Source organism: Nocardia neocaledoniensis, from assembly GCF_029868625.1.
GTDB classification, from domain to species: Bacteria; Actinomycetota; Actinomycetes; order Mycobacteriales; family Mycobacteriaceae; genus Nocardia; species Nocardia neocaledoniensis_A.
Map to the genome: position 1 here is coordinate 25,376 of NZ_JARWOJ010000240.1, position 20,860 is coordinate 46,235.

At 70.4% G+C, this 20,860-nt stretch carries 20 protein-coding genes; 11 read left to right on the forward strand and 9 right to left on the reverse strand.

The window, feature by feature from the left end; genetic code table 11:
- Window positions 1-5: 5 nt before the first annotated feature.
- The 5 genes from QH270_RS18785 to hutC form a co-directional block, all read right to left on the reverse strand.
- Window positions 6-1,277 (reverse strand): hypothetical protein, encoded by a 1,272-nt coding sequence (locus QH270_RS18785; protein ID WP_280344083.1) that lies wholly within the window; start codon window positions 1,275-1,277, stop codon window positions 6-8.
- Window positions 1,274-2,350 carry a polyprenyl synthetase family protein gene (locus QH270_RS18790; protein WP_280344085.1) on the reverse strand — a complete coding sequence of 359 codons (1,077 nt, stop codon included), beginning with the start codon at window positions 2,348-2,350 and terminating at the stop codon, window positions 1,274-1,276. The genes QH270_RS18785 and QH270_RS18790 overlap by 4 nt, the downstream gene beginning before the upstream one ends.
- 614 nt (window positions 2,351-2,964) lie before the next feature.
- Window positions 2,965-3,567: a hypothetical protein gene (locus QH270_RS18795; RefSeq protein ID WP_280344088.1), complete on the reverse strand. Its 603-nt coding sequence runs from the start codon at window positions 3,565-3,567 to the stop codon at window positions 2,965-2,967.
- 9 nt (window positions 3,568-3,576) lie between these two features.
- Complete coding sequence (locus QH270_RS18800; protein ID WP_280344091.1) at window positions 3,577-3,837, reverse strand: hypothetical protein; 261 nt, start codon at window positions 3,835-3,837, stop codon at window positions 3,577-3,579.
- Between the two features lie 343 nt (window positions 3,838-4,180).
- On the reverse strand, window positions 4,181-4,960 hold the full coding sequence (gene hutC, locus QH270_RS18805; RefSeq protein WP_280344169.1) for a histidine utilization repressor: 780 nt from the start codon (window positions 4,958-4,960) through the stop codon (window positions 4,181-4,183).
- Window positions 4,961-5,101: 141 nt separating this feature from the next.
- Between hutC and hutU the strand changes: the two genes are divergently transcribed.
- The 3 genes from hutU (at window position 5,102) to QH270_RS18820 (ending at window position 7,993) form a co-directional block, all read left to right on the forward strand.
- Window positions 5,102-6,781: a urocanate hydratase gene (gene hutU, locus QH270_RS18810; protein WP_280344092.1), complete on the forward strand. Its 1,680-nt coding sequence runs from the start codon at window positions 5,102-5,104 to the stop codon at window positions 6,779-6,781.
- 115 nt (window positions 6,782-6,896) lie between these two features.
- Window positions 6,897-7,466 carry a TetR/AcrR family transcriptional regulator gene (locus QH270_RS18815; RefSeq protein ID WP_280344095.1) on the forward strand — a complete coding sequence of 190 codons (570 nt, stop codon included), beginning with the start codon at window positions 6,897-6,899 and terminating at the stop codon, window positions 7,464-7,466.
- Window positions 7,463-7,993 carry a hypothetical protein gene (locus QH270_RS18820; RefSeq protein ID WP_280344098.1) on the forward strand — a complete coding sequence of 177 codons (531 nt, stop codon included), beginning with the start codon at window positions 7,463-7,465 and terminating at the stop codon, window positions 7,991-7,993. Before QH270_RS18815 ends, QH270_RS18820 begins: the two co-directional genes overlap by 4 nt.
- 58 nt (window positions 7,994-8,051) lie before the next feature.
- Here the strand turns inward: QH270_RS18820 and acpM are convergent, their stop codons facing one another.
- Entirely contained in the window at window positions 8,052-8,357 is a 306-nt protein-coding gene (gene acpM / locus QH270_RS18825; protein ID WP_280344101.1) for a meromycolate extension acyl carrier protein AcpM, read from the reverse strand.
- Between the two features lie 68 nt (window positions 8,358-8,425).
- Here acpM and QH270_RS18830 point away from each other — a divergent pair, with 68 nt between their 5' ends.
- A complete protein-coding gene (locus tag QH270_RS18830; protein WP_280344104.1) occupies window positions 8,426-9,346 on the forward strand; it encodes a MerR family transcriptional regulator in 921 nt (306 codons plus the stop codon).
- 248 nt (window positions 9,347-9,594) lie between these two features.
- Here QH270_RS18830 and QH270_RS18835 read toward each other — a convergent pair whose 3' ends face one another.
- Window positions 9,595-10,116, reverse strand: coding sequence for a GNAT family N-acetyltransferase (locus QH270_RS18835; protein ID WP_280344106.1), 522 nt, complete (start codon window positions 10,114-10,116; stop codon window positions 9,595-9,597).
- 67 nt (window positions 10,117-10,183) lie between these two features.
- Between QH270_RS18835 and QH270_RS18840 the strand changes: the two genes are divergently transcribed.
- Window positions 10,184-10,765 carry a TetR/AcrR family transcriptional regulator gene (locus QH270_RS18840; RefSeq protein ID WP_280344131.1) on the forward strand — a complete coding sequence of 194 codons (582 nt, stop codon included), beginning with the start codon at window positions 10,184-10,186 and terminating at the stop codon, window positions 10,763-10,765.
- A gap of 180 nt (window positions 10,766-10,945) precedes the next feature.
- Here the strand turns inward: QH270_RS18840 and hutH are convergent, their stop codons facing one another.
- Window positions 10,946-12,511, reverse strand: coding sequence for a histidine ammonia-lyase (gene hutH / locus QH270_RS18845; protein WP_280344134.1), 1,566 nt, complete (start codon window positions 12,509-12,511; stop codon window positions 10,946-10,948).
- Window positions 12,508-13,947, reverse strand: coding sequence for an amino acid permease (locus QH270_RS18850; RefSeq protein WP_280344137.1), 1,440 nt, complete (start codon window positions 13,945-13,947; stop codon window positions 12,508-12,510). Before QH270_RS18850 ends, hutH begins: the two co-directional genes overlap by 4 nt.
- A 234-nt stretch (window positions 13,948-14,181) precedes the next feature.
- Between QH270_RS18850 and QH270_RS18855 the strand changes: the two genes are divergently transcribed.
- The 6 genes from QH270_RS18855 to QH270_RS18880 all read left to right on the forward strand — a co-directional run bounded on the left by QH270_RS18855 (window position 14,182) and on the right by QH270_RS18880 (window position 20,847).
- On the forward strand, window positions 14,182-15,618 hold the full coding sequence (locus QH270_RS18855; RefSeq protein WP_280344139.1) for a purine-cytosine permease family protein: 1,437 nt from the start codon (window positions 14,182-14,184) through the stop codon (window positions 15,616-15,618).
- Between the two features lie 12 nt (window positions 15,619-15,630).
- The gene (gene hutI, locus QH270_RS18860; RefSeq protein ID WP_280344141.1) at window positions 15,631-16,806 is read left to right on the forward strand and encodes an imidazolonepropionase; all 1,176 of its coding nucleotides are present in this window, start codon (window positions 15,631-15,633) and stop codon (window positions 16,804-16,806) included.
- Between the two features lie 7 nt (window positions 16,807-16,813).
- Window positions 16,814-17,737 (forward strand): formimidoylglutamase, encoded by a 924-nt coding sequence (gene hutG, locus QH270_RS18865; protein WP_280344144.1) that lies wholly within the window; start codon window positions 16,814-16,816, stop codon window positions 17,735-17,737.
- A gap of 259 nt (window positions 17,738-17,996) precedes the next feature.
- Window positions 17,997-19,007 carry a FecCD family ABC transporter permease gene (locus QH270_RS18870; RefSeq protein ID WP_280344145.1) on the forward strand — a complete coding sequence of 337 codons (1,011 nt, stop codon included), beginning with the start codon at window positions 17,997-17,999 and terminating at the stop codon, window positions 19,005-19,007.
- Window positions 19,004-20,035: a FecCD family ABC transporter permease gene (locus QH270_RS18875; RefSeq protein ID WP_280344147.1), complete on the forward strand. Its 1,032-nt coding sequence runs from the start codon at window positions 19,004-19,006 to the stop codon at window positions 20,033-20,035. The genes QH270_RS18870 and QH270_RS18875 overlap by 4 nt, the downstream gene beginning before the upstream one ends.
- Window positions 20,032-20,847 (forward strand): ABC transporter ATP-binding protein, encoded by an 816-nt coding sequence (locus QH270_RS18880; protein ID WP_280344150.1) that lies wholly within the window; start codon window positions 20,032-20,034, stop codon window positions 20,845-20,847. Before QH270_RS18875 ends, QH270_RS18880 begins: the two co-directional genes overlap by 4 nt.
- Window positions 20,848-20,860 lie beyond the last annotated feature (13 nt).

The window sequence follows — 20,860 nt, forward strand, 5'->3', positions numbered from 1 at the left end:
AGTGCTCATGGGCGGCTCCCTGGGGTGCTGGTGTCGAGGGCAGCGAGTTGAAGTCTCGTGGCGAGGGCCCGCAGGGCCGCGGGTTCGTGTGGCGGCACCCGCTCCATCGCGCCGAAGGCGAGGTGATCGGCGATCATCATGGTGCGCACCGCGGCATCGGGCAGTTCGCCGGTCAGCGGGCCCTCGGGCAGGGTCCGCACGAGCGTGAAGGTGGTGTCGACGATCAGCGGAACCAGCGAGGTCGGCATCGTGGCCGGGTCGCCCGCGCCGAGCACCTCGGTGGTCCGGTCGGCGTCGTCGGCGGCATCCGGTGCGGCGTCGAGCATGCGGTGGATCGCCAGGTCGGCGCTGCGGCGCACCCGGTCCAGCATCCTGTTCCACGACGTCGCGGAGGACGCCGCGAGCAGAGCCGCGCCGACTTTGCGCCGGTAGGGCGCGGGCGCGTCGACGACCGAGCACAGGAACGCGGTCGTGGTGATGGTCATGTACGCCATCGCCGCCCGCGCGCCCAGGCTCGGGGTGCCCGGTCCGAGCCTGCCGAGCAGGGCGAAACCACCGAGCGCGGGGGCGAGCAGTTGCAGCATCACCCGCCGCTTCAATTCCTCGCGGTCGGCCACGCCGTAGATCTCGAGCTCGCCGTCGCGTAGGTCGTTGGCGGACTGGGCGATCACGGCGACGCAGCCGGTGAGCTCGCGCAGGTCGGCGTCGGACAGCACGCCGTCGGCGACCAGGGCACAGGCGTAGTGGGTGACCCGGCCGAGCACGCCCTCGCTGTAGGCCACGCGCGAGAGCGGGGTCTCGATATTGCGCGCCATCACCGCGGCGACGTCGGTGATCACGGCGGCGACCCGCTGCCTGCCCGCCGGGGACAGGGCGGCCACCAGGGCGCGGATGTCGTCGATGCGCGCCGCCAGCAGCCGGTCGACCGCCTCGCTGTCGCGGGCCTCGCTGGTCACCGCGGGCAGGGCGGGCGGGGCGGTGTCGCTGGTCCCGTCGAGGTAGCGCGCGGCGGTGAGCACCGCGGTGCCCGCGACGGCGCGGTCGCTGAGGTCCTCGAACGCGTCGAGGACCCGGCAGGCCAGCAGTGCAGCGGTCGCCTCGGCCCGCTGGTGCGCGGGCAGGAAGCTCACCGAGATGCCCAGGTTGCGCCCGGCCGGGATCAGGGCGAGCCGGGCCAGCTCCTCGGGCGAGGACGCCGCCCGCAGCGCCGCCAGGTCCGGTGCCCGGCGCAGCGTGCGCAGGCCGCGGGCCAGCGCGCCGATTCTGGTCTGTCTCATCGGTTGATCACCTGCCGGAGGAGTTCGTTGAGGTCGTCGCGGGCGGGCGAGGACGGGAAGATCTCCAGCGCGGCAGCGGCTTTGTCGGTGGCACCGAGCGCCACCGCGCGGGCGGCCGCCGTGGCGCCGGATTCGACCAGGTCGGTTTGCAGTGCGGCGCTGGAGGTTTCGGCCGACAGCCACATCTCGGTGGCGCCGGGGCGGCTGGCCAGCCATTCGATCACCGGCCAGGTCGGCACCCGGCGTTCCAGGTCGCCGCCCGCGTCCTTGCCCAGCTCGGGGCCGCCCTCGATGTCGCGGACGTCGTCCATGATCTGGAAGGCCAGCGCGAGCTGGTCGGCGTACTCCATCAGCGCGTGCAACCGGTCGTGGTCGGCGCCGCCCGCCGTGCCGCCGTAGGAGCACGACAGCCGGAACAGGGTGCCCGTCTTGGCACCTGCCACCAGTTCGTAGTGGCGGCGCAGCGCCGCCGCCTCGACCGCGGGCGGCAGGGTCTCGATGAGCTGCCCGAACGACAGGTCCGAGAGCCGGTCGGCATAGGTGATGCCGGGCGCCTCCCCCAGACCGGCGAACACCGCGGGATGCTCGGCCAGCACCTGGGCCACCACCTGCATCGCGGCGCCGGCCAGGTGGAACCCGGCCCTGGCGGCGACGCGCACGCCGAAGGCGGCGGGTACCGAGGGGGCGCCGCGGCGCAGCAGCGAGCCGTCGCAGATGTCGTCGTGCAGCAGCGAGGATTCGTGCAGCATCTCCATCGCGCAAGCCAGATCGATCGCCGCCGACCGGGGCGCCGCGACGACGTCGGGCAGCAGGCCGGCGCAGGCCAATACCAGCCTGGCCCTGACCCGCTTACCGGGCGCGGCCAGCACGTGCCGATAGATGTCGTCGAATTCGCCACCGGTGCACAGAATTTCGCGCAGCCGCTCGGTGACCAGCGGAATCAGCTCGATCGGAGCGGCGGACGGTCTTGGCATGACCGCCACCTGGTCGCCCTGCTGCTCCGCCGAGTCCCGGCGGTGGGTCGAAGGTAGCGCGAGATCATCCATGGCGCTGGTCTCCTTTGATGTGGTCACGGTGGCAGTGCGGTTCACCCCGACTGGTGCGCAGAGGTTCACGGGCATCAGGCGGCGGTCTGTCGTGGTGACGTCTCACAACTACCGGGCCCGAGCATCCCGATCGCTGGCTACCGACCGGTAGTGTTGTAGACCTGTCACGGAATTGTCAAGCGCAACAACATGTTTCAGTTCCGGTTCGTGAATCATGTTGTGCGCTAAGCACACTCGAGGCGCACATCAACTCGTCGTCGCGCGGACAGCACTGGGCGCGGAGTCGGCAGAAGCGCGAAACTGCCTGTGTTTCAAGCACTTTTGCGATGCGACGGCGCATCAGGGGCCAGGTGGGTGCACGAGGGAATCGATAAGGGCGGCTGGGACCACCACGATGTGGACCACTCGAACGACCACGCCTACTGGCGAGTACGACGTGACTCTACGTCCACGACCGGGCACGCGCGAATCGAGCGTCTCGCTTGGTGAGATCCCCACGGATCCGGTCCCACGATTTCGGCGAAGTTCCCAAATCGCGGTTTCCTGCGCGCGAGTACCCTACTCCCGGTTGACAATTCATCGGACGATGTCACACGAGCACCTGCTTCTGACCAGATCGAGGGCCGCGCGGGGAGCCGTGTTCAGCGTGCCGCGGAGCCGCCGAGGACGAGCAGTTCGGGCAGCGGCCGGTCGAGAACGGGGATCGAGGGACGCGGCGCGGGGCCGCGCCGGACCACGGTGCGGTGGCGGGCCACGACCACGCCACAGGCCCGCACCGTCGTCGAGATCAGCGCCTCGGCCAACGGCAGATCGTCCTCGCGACAGGCGTAGACCGAGAAGCGCACCGTCCCCGCGTCCGCCGGGCCGTCCTGCGCGATCGCCTCGGCGGGGCAGCTGGACAAGAGCATGACCGCGGCGGCGAAATCCCGGCACGGCTCACCCGTGGCGGGATCCTCGCCCGCCGCCATCATCGCGAAGATCCTTCGCAAGCAGGGCCTTTCGGGGATTTCCCGCCCCTGTTCGAAGCGGGACCAGCGGCGCAGAGCTGGGTGATCGGCGATGTCGGATCGATCGGCCCAGCGGCGCGTGCCCGCGGCGAGCAACCGGTCGGCGATCGCGCGCCAGCGGGCGGGATCGTCGATCCTGGCGACGACGCGCAGGCGACGGCAATCGTCGACGCCGGGCGCGAGGAACGGTTCGATCGTGGGGACGGCGGGGCCGATCGCCGGGCGTTGCGTCTGCATGGGAACCCCTCAGCGCGTAGCGGATCCGGGTGACGGCGGCGCGGCGGCGGCGCCCCGTCGCCAGGCCAACCGGAAGGCCACGATCGCGGCCAGCACGGCGCCGATCACCACGACCGTGACGGCCGTCAGGACCACCACCCCGGAGGCGCCCACGCCCGCGTAGCGGGCGATCAACGCCGACGCCATGATGGGGCCCGCGGTGACGAGAACGGGAATCAGCAGAATCAGCCCGATGGTGACCAGCGTGGCCGGCGCCATTGTCGATTTCATGACGGAAAAGCCCTGCCGGGAAGTCAGCATCTGCGGCCCCGACTGCCGCGTGACTGTAGCCATTTCCGCCCTCTCCGTTACCTGAAGGGAACCCAGCGAACCATGGGCTATTCAAAGTACATCGCGCGGCACGCCATTCCCCTGATTCGTCACGAAACGGTGATAACCCGAGATCAGCATGGTTCCCGCTATGCGGGAGATATCGAGGTCAGAGCTGTAATCGTGATTAACTACAAATTTGCCATACGCGCGGCGAATACAGCTTGGATAACGATTTTCGCGGCGTGGGCGTGGCGAGAACAAACACCGGCCGGTGTATGCACCGGCCGGAACACCTGCGGCCTTATTCGTCGCCGGCGGAACCGGAACCGAAACTACCTTCGAGACGATTACGTGATCCGGGATGAATCAGCCGGGCGGCACTCACCAAACCGCCCGAGGACCAGGTCCGGCGCCGGATCAGCAAGCACGGCTCATCCGCCTCTATACGCAACAGCTCGCATTCCTCGCGCGTGGCGCGCACCGCCTCCACGACGTGCTCGCCACGGATGAGCGGCGCCACCTCACTGAGGTAGGTATTGGGGGTGACGACGGTGAAGTCCTGGGCCAGATACTCCGGCGCCTGCGCCGGATCGACATAACGATCCTCCACCTGGATCGGCACCTCGTCCTCGATGTGCACCAGCAGCGAGTGGAACACCCTGCCGCTCATCGCGTTTCCGAGCACCGGATGGCGCGCGTCGGCCTCTTCCGCGCGGACGAAGACCACCTCGGTGCGATGCCGGTGACCGCGCCGGGAGATCTCGTCGGCGATGTTCCTGACCTCGAACAGCGGGGAGGCGGCCTTGGTCGGCGCGACGAAGGTCCCCACTCCCATCACGCGATTGAGCGCGCCGTCGGCGGTGAGATCGCGCAGGGCGCGGTTGATCGTCATGCGAGACAGGCCCAGCGCGGTGACCAGCTGGTTCTCCGAGGGGATCTGTTCACCCTCGACCCAGCGCCCGGCCTTGATCTGCGCCATGATCAGCTGCTTGACGCGTTCGTACGCCGCGAATTCGGTCCCCAGTTCGCTGTACAGCGCGGCCAGGTCCGCATCGACCACTTCGATCGCCACCACCGGTATCCGTTCCCTCAGTTTCCCCAGAGAATACGTTGCCTCCTAGCGAGGCAGCGCGCTTGACAATCCACTTGTATATACAGGACTATACCACTAGTCTGGATTTCAGTGACCCAGGACACAGCCGTCTTCTCGAGGAGTGAACCGATGACCGACGCCCCCATCCAGCCCGCATCCGGACCACGGCCCGTGTCCGCCCCGCGCGGTTCCCAGCTGCGCACCCTGGGCTGGCAGCAGGAGGGCGCCCTGCGGATGCTGATGAACAACCTCGATCCCGAGGTCGCCGAGCGGCCGGACGATCTCGTCGTCTACGGCGGCACCGGCCGGGCGGTGCGCAGCTGGGCGGCGTTCGACGCGATCGTGCGCACCCTCGAGACCCTGGCCGACGACGAGACCCTGCTGGTGCAGTCGGGCAAGCCGGTCGGTGTGTTCCGCACCAACGAGTGGGCACCGCGCGTCCTGCTCGCGAACTCGAATCTGGTGGGCGACTGGGCGAACTGGGCCGATTTCCGCAAGCTCGAACAGGCCGGGCTGATGATGTACGGCCAGATGACCGCGGGCTCGTGGATCTACATCGGCAGCCAGGGCATCCTGCAGGGCACCTACGAGACCTTCGGCGCGGTGGCGCGCAAGCGGTTCGGCGGCACGCTGGCCGGCACCATCACACTCACCGCGGGCGTGGGCGGCATGGGTGGGGCGCAGCCGCTGGCGGTGACCATGAACGAGGGCGTCGCGCTGTGTGTCGACTGCGATCCCGCGCGCATCGATCGCCGGATCGCGCACGGCTACCTCGACACCAGGGCCGAATCCCTGGAGCAGGCACTGGAACTGGCGATCGCCGCGCGCGACGAGCGCAGGCCGCTCTCGATCGGCCTGGTCGGCAATGCCGCCGAGGTGTTCCCGCGGTTGCTGGCGATGGACGCGCCCATCGACGTCGTCACCGACCAGACCTCGGCCCATGATCCGCTGTCCTACCTGCCGATCGGCGTCGCGCTCGAGGACTGGCACACCCTCGCCGAGAAGGATCCGGCCTGGTTCACCACCGAGGCACAGGCCTCGATGGCCAAGCACGTCGAGGCCATGGTCGGGTTCATGGACAAGGGCGCCGAGGTGTTCGACTACGGCAACTCGATCCGCGACGAGGCCCGCAAGGGCGGCTACGACCGGGCTTTCGCGTTCCCCGGCTTCGTCCCCGCCTACATCCGCCCGCTGTTCGAGGAGGGCCTCGGTCCCTTCCGCTGGGCCGCGCTCTCGGGTGACCCGAAGGACATCGCCGCCACCGACCGCGCGATCATGGAGTTGTTCCCGGAGAACGAGCACCTGAAGCGCTGGATCACCATGGCCGGTGAGAAGGTGCAGTTCGAGGGCCTGCCCGCGCGGATCTGCTGGCTCGGTTACGGCGAACGTCACCGGGCGGGCCTGAAGTTCAACGAGATGGTCGCCTCGGGTGAGCTGTCGGCTCCCCTGGCCATCGGCCGCGACCACCTCGACTCCGGCTCGGTGGCTTCCCCCTACCGCGAGACCGAGGCCATGGCCGACGGTTCCGACGCCGTCGCCGACTGGCCGCTGCTCAACGCCCTGCTCAACACCGCCTCCGGCGCCTCGTGGGTCTCGATCCACCACGGCGGCGGCGTCGGCATGGGCCGGTCCATCCACGCCGGTCAGGTGTGCATCGCCGACGGCACCGAGCTGGCCGCCCGGAAACTCGAGCGGGTGCTGACCAACGACCCCGGCATGGGCGTCATCCGCCATGTCGACGCGGGCTACGAGCACGCGGCCGACGTGGCGCGTGCGCGCGGGGTGCGAATCCCCATGCAGGAGAACTGATCCCGCGCCGCTGTCCGCATCGTCGCCGGTGCGGGCAGCGGTTTTCCCGCGCGAACGTCCTCGCGGTTTCCGCCGCACTCTTTACAATGACTGACCGGTCAGCCATTATCGACCCATGCCGAAAGCCATCGATCGTGCCGCACGCCAGGAGGAGATCCTGCTCGCTGCGGCCGCGGTGTTCGCCCGCAAGGGCTTCGCCGCCACCCGGGTAGAGGATGTCGCCGCCGAAGCGGGAATCGCCAAAGGCAGTGTGTACCTGTACTTCCCGAGCCGGGATTCGCTCCTGGCCGGCGTGTTCGACAGCTACGCGCGGCGATCCGCGCAGGTGCTCGCGGAGGTGGGCGACGGCCCGGCACTCGACCGCCTCGAGCGGCTGATCCGCGCCACGCTCGCGATGCTGGCCGCGCACCCCGATCACGCGCGGGTGCTGCTGGATGTGTGGGCGGCGAAGCCACCCATCGACATGGTCGCGGTCTATCGCGAATATCGCGCGGCCGTCGCCGCATTGCTCCGCGCGGCCGTCGCCGAGGGCACGGTGCGCGACGGGGTCGACGAACGGCACGCCGCGGTGGTCGTCGGCGCCATCGAGGGCTGCCTGATCCAGACACTGGTGGACCCGGCGTTGTCTCTGACGGAGCTCACCGAACCGGTCCTGGATGTCTGCGTGACGGGAATCCGGCGATGACGGCGCTCACCGATCGGCTCATCGCACCGGGCGCGACGCGGGCCGAGATCGCCCTCGGGTTCGGCGTCGCCGCGTGCGGTGCGGCCGGTGCGGCGGCACTCGCGGCGGGCGCGCAGTACTCGTGGCTCGCCGTCACGGTGATCGCGGTGCTGGCGTTCGATCTGTTCGGTGGATCCGTCGTCAACGCCATGGGCTCGGCCAAACGCTGGTATCACCGTCCGGGGCGAACCGCGGTGCATCATCTGGGTTTCGTGGCAATCCATGTCCAGCCGTTCCTGCTGGCCTGGGTGGTGCCCGGGTTCAGCTGGGCGGCCGCCGCGACCGTGTACGCCCTCACCCTGACCGGCGCGGTCGTCGTGACCGCGACATCTCACCCGATCCGCCGACCGGTCGCCTTCGCCGTCACCACCCTCGGCCTGCTGGTGGTCACCGGATCGTTCACCGTCCCCCCGGAGGTGGGCTGGTTCGCGCCTGTGCTCATGATCAAACTGCTACTCGCACATCTGCTTCCGGAAGAATCGGCGTAGCGAGCTCGCCGAAAACGGCGCGGGCCGCCCGCCCGTTGCCGGCGCGGGCGACCTCCGGTCAATTGTCCTGATGCTCGCGGAACCTCGCCTCCATCTCCGCCGCGAGGCGCGGACGCTCGGCCTCCATCTTCTGCACATAGGCGACCGCGTCACCGACCGTCCGCAGACTGGCCAGATCCTCGTCGGGAATCTTCACGTCGTACTTGTCCTCGAGCTGGACGGCGATCTCGACGAGCGAGAGGGAGTCGATCTCCAGTTCCTCGACGAAGGACTTCTCCATCGTCACCTCCTCGGCCTCGATTCCGGTCACCTCCTCGATGATCTCGGCGATGCCTGCGACGATTGCTTCCTGGGTGGTAGCCACGAATCTCCTTGTCCGGTGGGCAGTACCGGTACGGTAAAAGCTCCACCGGGGTGGAGGTTCAAGGGATTGTGACGGACAACACACGCGCGGCCGCGGTGATCAGCATCGGAGAGTTGGCGCGCGACACCGGATTCGCCGTGCGGACGATCCGGTTCTATTGCGACGAGGGTCTTCTGGAGGCCCGCCGCAGTGCGGGTGGGCATCGGGTGTTCGACGCGGACTGCGCTACCGAACGGCTCGGGCTGATCCGGCGGATGCGGGCGCTGGGGCTCGGGCTGGATGCCATCGGCGAGGTGGTGCGTGGGGAGCGGTCGCTGGCGGAGGTCGTCGCCGCCGAGAGCGCGCGGGTGGACCTGGAATTCCGCGCACTGGCCTGGCGGCGGGCGTCGCTGCGGGCACTGGATTCGGTGGGTCCGGCAGGACGGGACGAACGGCTGGCCCTGCTCGCCGCAGCCCAGGACGGTCGTGCGGTCCACGACGAACTGGTGCGGTTCTGGCGGCAGGTCCTCGGGCCTGTCCCGCGCCACGACGTCGAGACCTACGTGGGCTGGAATGTGCCTGAGCCACCGGCGGATCCGTCGGTCGACGAGGTCGTCGCCTATGCCGAGCTGGCCGCGCTCGCCACCGATCCCGCGGTGCGCCGCGTGGTCCGGCATCAGCTGTGGCGGAGCCGGCCCGAACTCGTGCGCGATCCCTCGGCGCTCTACACCGACATCGACGCGGCCCTGGTGGAGGTGGTGGCGCTGGTCGCCGCGGGCGCGCCGCCCCGGCCGGGCCGTGCGCTCGACCGGTTCGTCGCCACGCACGCGGCCGCACGCGGGGAGCACGACTCCCCGCACTTCCGCGCACAGCTCCTGCGGGACGCGGCCGACACCGATCCGCGGGTACGTCGCTACTGGGACCGCACCGCAGTGCTTCTCGGCGAACGCATCACCGTCGGGCGGGCACTGCGCTGGGTACACGGCGCGCTGACGCACCCACGGGAGTAGGACACCGCGAGCCCAGTTCGATCACAGAACTCCGTGTCCAGGCGTGCCGGGGGAAATCCGCGTCGCGGGCGATGTGTGAGGTCACGGCACTGGAGACGTCGCCGACAGGGCAGGTCCCTGTGGCGTCCACCAGGATTCGACCGCGCAGACCGCCTGCCGCACCGAGTTCGCAGCTGGTTCTGGCGGCGGGGGCAGCGGTCGAGACGGAATGGTTGCGCCCACGCCGCCGGAACAGCCGCGCCGGACGGCTAGCGGCTGCCCGTGGTGATCGGGGTCAGATCCAGGTCCCAGTTCTGGCCGCGCACCTCGTGGCCGAAGCTGTGCCGAGGCTCTTCGCTGGTTCGGGTGAATCCCGCCGCCGCGTAGATCCGGTGCGCGGAGGACTGGGCGTCGGTGGTCCACAACGTGATCCGGGTGTAGCCGGCGGCGCGGGCGAAGGCCAGGACCCGCGCGACAAGTGCGGTCCCGACCCCGAGGCCGCGGGCCGCGGGAGTGACCAGCAGGGTGCGCAACTGGGCGGCACCGGACTCGGCACCGTGCACGCAGAGCACACAGCCCGCGCGCGCACCGTCGACCTCGGCGATCCAGGCGGCATCGGTGGCCGGGTCACGCCGAGTCGCGTAGTCGCCGACGATCCCGGCGACCAGCGCCTCGAACTCGGTGTTCCAGCCGAACTGTTCGGCGTAGATCTCCCCGTGAGCCTGCACGATCCAGCCCAGATCGCCGGGGCGGTCGGCCACGCGGATCACCACTCTCGCCTCGTCGCGCATGAGCCACCTCGCTACCGGATGAACCGAATCACTGAAACGAGTGTTTCAGTAGCTGTAGGCTACCGGCATGGCGCTCGAGTCGACAACCCCCTCCGCGCGACAGACCGAACTCCTGGAGGCGGCCTACCGGTACGCGCTCGAGCACGGCCTCGCCGATCTCTCGCTGCGCCCACTCGCGTCCGCCATCGGCTCCAGCCCGCGGGTGCTGATGTTCCTGTTCGGCAACAAGGACGGCCTGGTCCGGGCACTGCTCGCCCGGGCACGGACCGACGAACTCGCCTTCCTCGGCGAGCTGACCGACCGGCCCGCGCCCGCCGACCTCGCAGCCGCTGTCGACCGGGTCTGGCGCTGGCTCGCCGCGCCGGACCATCGCCCCCTGCTCCGCCTGTGGACCGAGGCCTATGCCCGCTCACTGGTGGAACCCGACGGACCCTGGTCGGGATTCGCCCGCGCCACCGTCGACGACTGGCTGACGCTGCTCGCCCGATTCCAGCCCACCGGCAACACCGGCGCCGTCACCGACCGCACCCTGGCCCTGGCCGTCCTCCGCGGGTGCCTGCTCGATCTCCTCGCCACCGGCGACGAATCCCGCGTCACCGCCGCCGTGCACCACTACCGCGCCACCCTGTCCGGCAGTGCGGTGTCCTGATCAGGTGCCCTGTGCGCTACCGGTGGTAGTGCAGGGAGATCGCGCCGGATTCGGGAAACGTGGTGGCGGTGGCCAGACGCCATGGTCCGTGGATCAAAGGAAGAGACGGATTCCCGCTGTCGAACTCATCGACGAAGCCCCCGACGACGAGGTCGTCGGGGGCTCGGTCGGCGTCCGGACTCAGCCCAGGGGGCCGGTGATCGATTCGGCCGCGGCGAGCAGCGTGCCGGCCGCGGCCAGCTCGACGGCGGCCTCGATCTCGGGCGCGAGGTAGCGGTCGGTGCCGGGGCCGGGGACCCGGGTGCGCAGGGCGTCGCGCACCGCCGCGGTGGCCGGTGCCGGGGTGAGCGGCGCGCGCAGGTCCAGTGCGCGGGCCGCGGTCAGTGCCTCGATGGCCAGCACCCGGGTCAGGCCGTCGATCGCGCGGCGCAGCTTGCGGGCCGCCGACCAGCCCATGGAGACGTGATCCTCCTGCATCGCCGAGGACGGGATGGAGTCGACCGAAGCGGGCGCGGCCAGCCGCTTGAGCTCGGAGACGATCGCGGCCTGGGTGTACTGGGCGATCATGTGGCCGCTGTCGACACCGGGATCGTCGGCCAGGAACGGCGGCAGGCCGTGGTTGCGGGCCTTGTCCAGGAAACGGTCGGTGCGCCGCTCGCTGATACTGGCGACATCGGCGACGACGATGGCGAGGAAGTCGAGGACATAGGCCACCGGGGCACCGTGGAAGTTGCCGTTGGACTCGACGCGGCCGTCCAGGGTGACCACGGGATTGTCCACGGCACTGGCCAATTCGAAGCCGGCGACGCGTTCGGCGTGCGCGAGGGTGTCGCGGGCGCCGCCGGCCACCTGCGGTGCGCAGCGCAGCGAATAGGCGTCCTGCACGACGGTGCAGTCCGGCGTCGCGTGGCTGGCCACGATCGCCGAATCGGCGAGCAGGCGGGTCATGTTCGCGGCGGCGACGGCCTGGCCGGGCTGCGGGCGCAGCGCCTGCAGGTCGGCGGCGAAGACCTTGTCGGTACCCAGCAGGCCCTCCACGCTCATCGCCGCGGTGATGTCGGCCAGGCGCAGCAGCGCGCGCAGGTCGTGGCAGGCGAGCACGAGCATGCCGAGCATGCCGTCGGTGCCGTTGATCAGCGCGAGGCCTTCCTTCTCCTCGAGCTCGACGGGCGCGATGCCCGCGGCGGCCAGCGCCCGCGCGGCCGGCATCAGCTCGCCGTCGGCGTCACGCACCGTGCCCTCGCCGAGCACGGCCAGCGCGACGTGCGCCAGCGGCGCGAGATCACCGGAGCAGCCGAGGCTGCCGTACTCGTAGACCACCGGGGTGATCCCGGCCGAGAGCAGCGCCGCGTAGGTCTCCGCGACCACGGGGCGCACGCCGGTGCGGCCGGTGGCCAGCGTCGACAGCCGCAGCAGCATGAGCGCGCGGACCACCTCACGCTCCACCTCCGCGCCCGAACCGGCCGCGTGCGAGCGGACCAGACTGCGCTGCAACTGCTTGCGCAGCTCGAGCGGGATGTGGCGCACGGCCAGCGCGCCGAAACCCGTGGACACGCCGTACACCGGCTTGGGGTCGGCCGCGAGCGCCTCGATCCGGCGACGGCTCTCCCCGATGGCGGCGACGGCCTCCGCCGACAGCGACACCGCGGCGCCGTCCCTGGCCACCCGCACCACATCCCCCGGCGTCACCGCGCCGGTGCCGACGACGACCGGCGCCAACGCGGTCAGATCCGAATCGATGCTCACTGTGCTTCTCCATTCCGAACAACACTGGGGGACAGAACTTTTCCGGCGTCCGCCGGGACGGGTACCGGTTCGGGCGCGGCCGCGACCGGGCGCACCCACAGGCGATAGGCCAGGCACAGCAGCGCCAGCCACACCGCGCCGACGACGAGGGCGACCCGGCTGTCGGCGTCGACGGCGATCACCGCGATCACGAAGATCAGGAACGCGATGGTGATCAGCTGCCCGTAGGGCCACAGCGGCACCGGGAACTTCAGCGCCGCGACCTGCTCGGCCGACATCGCGCGCCGCGAGCGGTACTGCGAGAACAGGATCATCAGCCAGACGAAGATGGTCGCGAAGGTGGCGATCGAGGCGATCACCAGGAACACCTTGTCCGGGATCAGGTAGTTGAGCAGCACACCGACCAGCAGGGTGACGGTCATGATCACGACCGTCATCCAGGGCACGCCGTTGCGCGAGACCCGCCGCATCACCGCGGGCGCCTGACCACGCTGGGCCATGCCGTACATCATCCGCCCCGCGCCGAAGATGTCGCTGTTGATGGCCGACAGCGCGGCGGTGATCACGACGACGTTCAGCACGGCCGCCGCCGGTCCGAGGCCGAGGCTCTGGAAGATCTGCACGAAGGGGCTGCCCTCGTCGCCGATGGTCTGCCACGGATTGATCGCCATGATCACCGCGAGGGTGAGCACGTAGAACAGGATGATGCGCACCGGCACCGTATTGATGGCGCGCGGGATGGTGCGCTGCGGGTCCTCCGCCTCGCCCGCGGTGATGCCGATGATCTCGGTGCCGCCGAAGGCGAACATCACGATGGCGAAGCAGGCGACGAAGCCGCCGAAGCCGGTCGGGAAGAAACCGCCGTCCGACCACAGGTTCGTCACGCCGGTCGCGGTGTCGTGGATGCCGAAGCCGAAGATGAGCACGGCGATGCCGCCGGCGATCATCGCGATGATGGCCACGATCTTGACCAGGCTGAACCAGAACTCGACCTCGCCGAAGACCTTCACGCTGAGCAGGTTGATCGCGCCGATGAAGAAGATGATCGACAGCACCCAGATCCAGCGCGGCACGTCCGGGAACCAGAAGCCCATGTAGACGCCGAACGCGGTGACATCGGCCAGGCAGACGATGAGCATCTCGAAGGTGTAGGTCCAGCCGGTCATGAATCCGGCCAGCGGCCCCAGGTGCTTGCTCGCGTATTCGCCGAACGACCCGGCCACCGGATTGCTCACCGCCATCTCCCCCAGCGCGCGCAGCACGAGGTAGATCGCGGCGCCACCGATGAGGTAGGCCAGCAGCACCGAGGGGCCCGCCCGGTGGATCGCCTCCGCGGACCCGTAGAACAGGCCGGTGCCGATGGCGGAGCCGAGCGCGATGAAACGGATGTGGCGCGCGGTGAGTCCCCGCGTCAGCACAGCGACGGGTTTGTTCAAACCATTCTCCCGGGATCGGAAAGGCGCACGGCGGGAGTGATCACTCGACGGATCACCCTGTGGGGCCGGTCACAACGACCGTACATGTATAAACCTGTATATACAGCCTTGTCAACGCGCGCGAAGTCGGGCGGCAGCCTACCGCTTGACGAACCTGTCTATACAGGCATATACATATCGGACGTGACCCAGCGCACATGCCCGGGCACGCGTCACGCAGAAAGACAGGCCGCCATGACCACGACCGGCAGCACCGAGGACCTCCTCGTCCCCGAACGACGCACCATCGACGTCGTGCCCGACAGCGAGCGGCACGGCACGCCGCGCAGCCAGTTCACCCTCTGGTTCGGGGCGAACATGCAGATCACCGCCGTCGTCGACGGTGCGCTCGCGGTCGTCTTCGGCGCCGACGCGCTGTGGGCCATCGTCGGCCTGCTGCTCGGCAACGTCTTCGGTGGCGCGGTGATGGCGCTGCACTCGGCGCAGGGTCCGCGCATGGGCCTGCCGCAGATGATCTCGAGCCGGGCGCAATTCGGCGTCAAGGGCGCGGTCGTACCGCTGGTACTGGTGATCCTGATGTATCTCGGCTTCGCCGCGACCGGCACGGTGCTGGCCGGGCAGGCCGTCAACAACATGCTGCACGTGGACAATCCGGTGATCGGGATCGTGATCTTCGGTGCGCTCACCGCCTTCGTCGCCGTCACCGGATACCGGCTGATCCACGTCGTCGGCCGGGTGGCCACGGTGGTCGGGATCATCGGATTCACCTACCTGACGGTCCGGCTGTTCGCCGAGTATCCGGTGGCCGATTTCGTCGGCGTGATCGGATTCGACGTGACGACGTTCCTGCTGGCGATCTCGCTCGGCGCGGGCTGGCAGCTCACCTTCGGTCCCTACGTCGCCGACTACTCGCGCTACCTGCCGCGCAGCACCAGCGAACGCACCACCTTCTGGTCGACGTTCCTCGGCAGCGTCCTCGGTTCGCAGTGGGCCATGACCTTCGGCGCGCTGGTGGCCGCCGTGGCCGGGAAGACCTTCCTCGCCGACCAGGTGGGCTTCCTCGGCACGCTGGCCGGGCCCGCGGTGCTCGCGTTCGGTGTGTACCTGGTGATCGTGGTGGGCAAGCTGACGGTGAACGTGCTCAACGCCTACGGCGGGTTCATGTCGATCCTCACCACCGTCACCGCCTTCGACGGCCGCTCGCAGATCTCCACCCGCGCCAGGACGCTCTACATCGTGGGCTTCGTCGGGGTGTCGATGGTGATCGCGATCGCCGCGAGCGCGGACTTCCTCGACAACTTCAAGAACTTCGTGCTGGTGCTGCTCATGGTGTTCACGCCGTGGAGCGCGATCAATCTGATCGACTACTACCTGATCTCGAAGGAACGGGTCGACCTGCCCGCGCTCTACGATCCGCACGGGCGCTATGGCGCCTGGAACGTGCCCGCGCTGGTCTGCTACGCGCTGGGTGTGCTGGCGCAGATCCCGTTCCTCGCGCAGAAGCTCTACACCGGTCCGGTCACCGACCTGCTCGGCGGCGCCGACATCTCGTGGATCGTGGGCATCGTGTTCACCGGCGCGATCTACTACCCGGTCGCGCGCCGCACCGCGAACCCGCCCGACCGGATGATCTACCCCGCCCATACCGACATGGTCGACGCCCGCATCTAGGAGGACATCGCAGTGCCAACCACCGCACTGACCGCCATCGGCACCCTGGTCACCAACGATCCCGCGCTGGGCGACGGCCCGCTGGGGGTCCGGCACGACGCCGCCGTCGTCTTCGAGGACGCGACCGTCGTGTGGGTCGGTGACAGCGCCGACGCGCCCGCCGCCGACACCGGCGTCGACCTCGGTGGCCGCGCGCTGCTGCCCGGCTTCGTCGAATCGCACTCGCACCTGGTCTTCGCCGGTGACCGCGCCGAGGAGTTCGCGGCCAGGATGGCGGGGCGGCCCTACGGAGCCGGTGGCATCCGCACCACCATCGCGGCGACCAGGGCGGCCACCGACGACGAGCTCGCCGCGAATGTGCGGCGCCTGCTGGACGAATCGGTGCGGGCGGGCAGCACCACGGTCGAATGCAAGAGCGGCTACGGCCAGACCGTCGAGGACGAGTTGCGCAGCGTGCGGATCGCGGGCCGGTTCACCGACGAGGTGACCCTGCTGGCCGCGCACGTGCCGCCGCCGGAGTACGCCGGTCGCGCCGACGAGTACGTGACGATGGTCGTCGAGGAGATGATCCCGCGGTGCGCGCCGCACGCCCGCTGGATCGATGTGTTCTGCGAGCAGGGCGCCTTCGACCGCGAGCAGGCGCACGCGGTGCTCTCGGCCGGTATCGCGCACGGCCTGGTGCCGCGCGTGCACGGCAATCAGCTGCACCAGGGACCGGGCGTGCGGCTGGCGGTGGAGCTGGGCGCGGCGTCGGTGGATCACGTGGTGCACGTCGAACAGGCCGATATCGATGCCCTCGCGGGCAGTGACACGGTGGCCACCCTGCTCCCCGGGGCCGATTTCTCCACACGCAACAGCTATCCGGGGGCCAGGGCATTGCTCGACGCCGGGGTCACCGTGGCGCTGGGCGCCGACTGCAATCCGGGGACGAGCTACACCACGAGCCTGCCGTTCTGCATCGCGCTCGCGGTGCGGGAGATGCGCATGACGCCCGACGAGGCGGTCTGGGCCGCGACCGCCGGTGGCGCGCGTGCCCTGCGCCGCACCGATGTCGGCGCGCTCACCCCCGGCGCCAGGGCCGACGCGGTCGCGCTCGACGCGCCCTCGTACCTGCACCTCGCCTACCGTCCCGGGGTGCCGCTGATCAGCCAGGTGTGGCGTGGCGGCGCCCTCGTCCACCCGAACTGAGGTGCCGATGACTTCCGAATCCTGGACCGGCCGTGTCGACGGCGACGCCCCCGAGTACCTGCGCTGGCATCAAGCTGTCACCGAATACACGCCGGGCGGCGAGCCGGCCGCGTGCGTGTTCGTCGGCTTCGCCAGTGAGGCGGGGGTACGCCGGAACAAGGGCCGTCCCGGCGCCGCGCAGGGGCCCGACGCGCTGCGGCGGGCGCTGTCACCGATGGCGTTGCGCACGCCGCTGCGGGCGTGCGACGCGGGCACCGTCACCGTGACGGGCGACGAGCTGGAGGACGGCCAGCGGCGCCTCGGCGAGCGGGTGTCGGCGCTGCTCGACGACGGCGCCTTCCCGGTGGTCCTCGGCGGCGGGCACGAGGTCGCCTACGGCACCTACCTCGGCGTCGCCGGGGCGGCACGACGCACGCCGGGCACGACCGTCGGCATCCTCAACCTGGACGCGCACTTCGACCTGCGCCCCGACCCGGTCCCGAGCTCGGGCACACCCTTCCGGCAGATCCTCGAATCCGACGCGGACGTGCGCTACGCCGTCCTCGGCATCAGCCAGCCGAGCAACACCACCGTGCTGTTCGACACCGCCGAGCGTTTCGGCGTGCGATACCTGCTCGACGACGACTGCGACCCCGATCAGGCCCGCGCGTTCGTCGCCGACTTCCTGGCCGGGATCGATCTGCTGTACCTGACCATCGACCTCGATGTGCTGCCCGCCGCGGTCGCGCCCGGCGTGAGCGCGCCCGCCGCCTACGGCGTCGCGCTGCCGACGATCCAGGCGGTCTGCGATCAGGTCACCGCCAGCGGGAAACTGGCGGTGGTCGACGTCGCCGAGCTCAATCCCGACCTCGACATCGATCAGCGCACCGCCAGGACCGCGGCCCGGCTGATCCACCGGATCGTCACCGGGCATCGCCGGGATCAGCGGTAGCGCGGGCCGCCCAGGGCTCCAGGTCATCGTCGTGCTGACAGGGAGGAAGGAAACGGCGTTTCGAACGACCGTGTTGCAGCTTTAGGGTTGGCTACCCTAAAGTTCTGCACGATCCGGTTCGCAACCCTCGCAGCTCGGCGGGTGGTGACGACCGCGCCGTCGTCTCGTATCCGCACGTCGACCGATCCGCATGCCCCACAGCGCTTCTCGCCTGCCCGACGGCCAGGCGCGCCGGGTCGTGCGCGATGAGGAAATCCTGGTGACAACTCTCGCCCCGCGCGCCCCGGTGCTCCGCCGGGCCGCCGTGTTCGCGCTCGGGCTGGCGGCCCTGCTGCTGCTGATCGTGCTGAGTCTCGCGTTCGGGTCACGCTCGGTGCCCGTCGGCACCGTCGTCGAGGCCGTGCTCGGCCAGGACGTGGGCCGTGATGCCTCGGTCGTCACCGGGATGCGCTGGCCGCGCACCCTGGTCGGGCTCGCGGTCGGCGCGGCGCTCGGTCTGGCCGGCGCGATCACGCAGGGCGTGAGCCGCAATCCGCTGGCCGCGCCGACGACCCTGGGCATCAACGCCGGCGCCGCGCTCGCCGTGGTCACCGCCATCTACGCGCTCGGCCTCAGCCAACCGGCGCAGTACGTGTGGTTCGCCTTCGTCGGCGCGGCCGTGGCGGCCGCGTTCACCCTCGCGCTGGGACGCCGCGCCGGTGACCTCGACCCGATCCGCCTGGTCCTCGGCGGCACGGTCGTGCAGCTGGTGCTGGCCTCGTGGACCTCGTCGGTGCTGCTGTTCAGCGAGCGCACCCTCGACGAGGCCCGGTTCTGGCTGGTCGGCTCGATCGCGGGCCGCGATCTGTCGGTGCTGATGCCACTGCTGCCGTTCCTCGGCCTCGGCGCGCTGCTCGGTCTCGCGATCACCGGCGGGCTCAACGCCCTCGCGCTCGGCGACGAGGCGGCCGCGGCGCTCGGTGTGCCGGTCACCCGGATCCGCACGATCGGCATGGTCGCCGTGGTGCTGCTGGCCGGGTCGGCGGTGGCGGTGGCCGGACCGATCGCGTTCATCGGGCTCGCCGCGCCGCATCTGGTGCGACTGGTCGCGGGCAGTGACCACCGGATCCTGCTCCCCGGCTGTCTGCTCGCCGGTCCGCTGCTGCTGTTGGGGGCCGACATCGTCGGCCGGATGATCATGCGACCCACCGAGATCGAGGTCGGGATCATCACCGCGTTCCTCGGCGCGCCGCTGCTCGCGGTGCTCGCCACCAGAAAGGTCCGCCGATGACCACGCTCGCCGTTCCCCTGGTCCGGTCGACGTCCGCGCGGGTGCGCGGGCTGGCCCTGCTGCTCGTCCTCGCCCTGGTCGTCATCGTGCTCGCCTCCCTGGCCACCGGCGAGGTCCCGATGAGCGCGCTCACCGCGGCGCGCGCCGTGTTCGGGCTCGGCGACCGCGGCGAGGTGTACATCGTGCAGGAATTCCGCGCGCCCCGCGTCGCCGCGGGCGTGGTCGCCGGCGCCGGACTCGCCGTCGGCGGCGCGGTGCTGCAGCGGCTGTTCCGCAATCCGCTCGCCTCGCCCGATGTCATCGGGGTGACCGGCGGCGCCTCGCTCGGCGCGGTGGTCGTGCTGGCGGCGGGGGTGAGCCTGCAGGCGATTCCGCTGGCCGCGCTGGCGGGCGGGCTGGTCGCGGCCGTGGCGCTGGGTGCCATCGGGTGGCGGACCCAGGTGTCGACCGCGCGGCTCGTGCTGGTCGGGCTCGCCATCCAGGCCGGTCTGGCCGCGGCCGTGAACCTGGTGATCGTGCGGTTCCCGCGCGAACTGGCCGGCTCGGCGATGCACTGGACCGCAGGCTCGCTCTACGGGCGGACCTGGCCGGAGGTGACCGGTGCCGCGCTCTGCTCGCTGGTGGTGCTCGCGGTGCTGTGCACCCAGTACCGCACGCTGGCCGTGCTCGATCTCGGCGACGAATCCGCGGGCGGTCTCGGCGTCGGTGTCTCGGGCGCGCGGCTGCGGCTGCTGCTCACCGCGGTGGCGCTGGCGGCGCTGGCGGTGGCGATCTCGGGCCCGATCGTGTTCGTCGCGTTGGCCGTCCCGCAGCTGGTGCGCCTGCTGTGCGGACCGCCGACGGCCGGGTCGCTGGCCGTCACCGGGCTGGCCGGGGCGACGCTGCTCACCGGCTGCGACTACATCGCGCAGCACCTGCTTCCGGTGGAGGGGCTGCCCGTCGGCCTCGTCACCACGACCGTCGGCGCGCCGTGGCTGCTGTGGCTACTCGTGCGCGACAGCGACCCCGCGAAACGGAGAAACGCATGACCGGGCAACCGAGGAACGAACTCGCCACCCGCGAACTGGCCCTGCGCTACGGCGAACGCACCATCATCGACGGGCTCGACCTGGTCCTTCCTGGCGACGCGGTGACCGCCATCGTCGGGCCCAACGCGTGCGGCAAGTCGACCCTGCTGCGCGGGCTGACCCGGCTGCTGCGGCCGGCGGGCGGCACCGTCACCCTCGACGGCGCCGACATCCACCGGATGACCGCGAGAGCACTGGCCCTGCGGCTCGGGCTGCTCCCCCAGCAACCGATCACCCCCGAGGCCATCACCGTCGAGGCGCTCGTGCGGCTCGGGCGCTACCCGCATCAGAAGATGCTGCGGCCCTGGTCGGCGGCCGACCAGGCCGCGGTGGAGGACGCGATGGCGCGCACCGGCACCACGGCGCTGCGCGAACAGCCGGTCGACCAGCTCTCCGGCGGGCAACGGCAGCGCGCCTGGATCGCGCTGGCCCTGGCCCAGGACACCGACCTGCTCCTGCTGGACGAGCCGACCACCTTCCTCGACCTGCGCCACCAGCTCGACGTCCTCGACCTGGTCGCCGACCTCAACACCGAGGCGCGCCGCACCGTCGTGATGGTCCTGCACGATCTCGGGCAGGCCGCCCGCTACGCCGACCACCTGGTGGTGCTGCGCGACGGCGAGCTGGCCGCGGCCGGTCCCCCGGCCGAGGTGCTCGACGCCGAACTGGTGCGCACCGTCTTCGACGTCGAGTGCCACGTGATCCCCGATCCCGAAACCGGGACACCGCTGGTGATCCCGCTCGGCCGCGCCGCCCGCGCTGTGCGCGCCTGACCTCCCAGACCCC

Excerpts from the sequence above, each read along its gene's own strand:
- QH270_RS18835 (WP_280344106.1), bottom strand. The coding sequence starts at position 10,116 with ATGCGCGACGAGGCGAGAGTGGTGATCCGCGTGGCCGACCGCCCCGGC.
- QH270_RS18785 (WP_280344083.1), bottom strand. The coding sequence starts at position 1,277 with ATGAGACAGACCAGAATCGGCGCGCTGGCCCGCGGCCTGCGCACGCTG.
- QH270_RS18880 (WP_280344150.1), top strand. The coding sequence starts at position 20,032 with ATGACCGGGCAACCGAGGAACGAACTCGCCACCCGCGAACTGGCCCTG.
- QH270_RS18840 (WP_280344131.1), top strand. The coding sequence starts at position 10,184 with ATGGCGCTCGAGTCGACAACCCCCTCCGCGCGACAGACCGAACTCCTG.
- hutU (WP_280344092.1), top strand. The coding sequence starts at position 5,102 with ATGACCGACGCCCCCATCCAGCCCGCATCCGGACCACGGCCCGTGTCC.
- QH270_RS18820 (WP_280344098.1), top strand. The coding sequence starts at position 7,463 with ATGACGGCGCTCACCGATCGGCTCATCGCACCGGGCGCGACGCGGGCC.
- QH270_RS18795 (WP_280344088.1), bottom strand. The coding sequence starts at position 3,567 with ATGCAGACGCAACGCCCGGCGATCGGCCCCGCCGTCCCCACGATCGAA.
- QH270_RS18855 (WP_280344139.1), top strand. The coding sequence starts at position 14,182 with ATGACCACGACCGGCAGCACCGAGGACCTCCTCGTCCCCGAACGACGC.
- QH270_RS18875 (WP_280344147.1), top strand. The coding sequence starts at position 19,004 with ATGACCACGCTCGCCGTTCCCCTGGTCCGGTCGACGTCCGCGCGGGTG.
- QH270_RS18800 (WP_280344091.1), bottom strand. The coding sequence starts at position 3,837 with ATGAAATCGACAATGGCGCCGGCCACGCTGGTCACCATCGGGCTGATT.
- hutG (WP_280344144.1), top strand. The coding sequence starts at position 16,814 with ATGACTTCCGAATCCTGGACCGGCCGTGTCGACGGCGACGCCCCCGAG.
- QH270_RS18815 (WP_280344095.1), top strand. The coding sequence starts at position 6,897 with ATGCCGAAAGCCATCGATCGTGCCGCACGCCAGGAGGAGATCCTGCTC.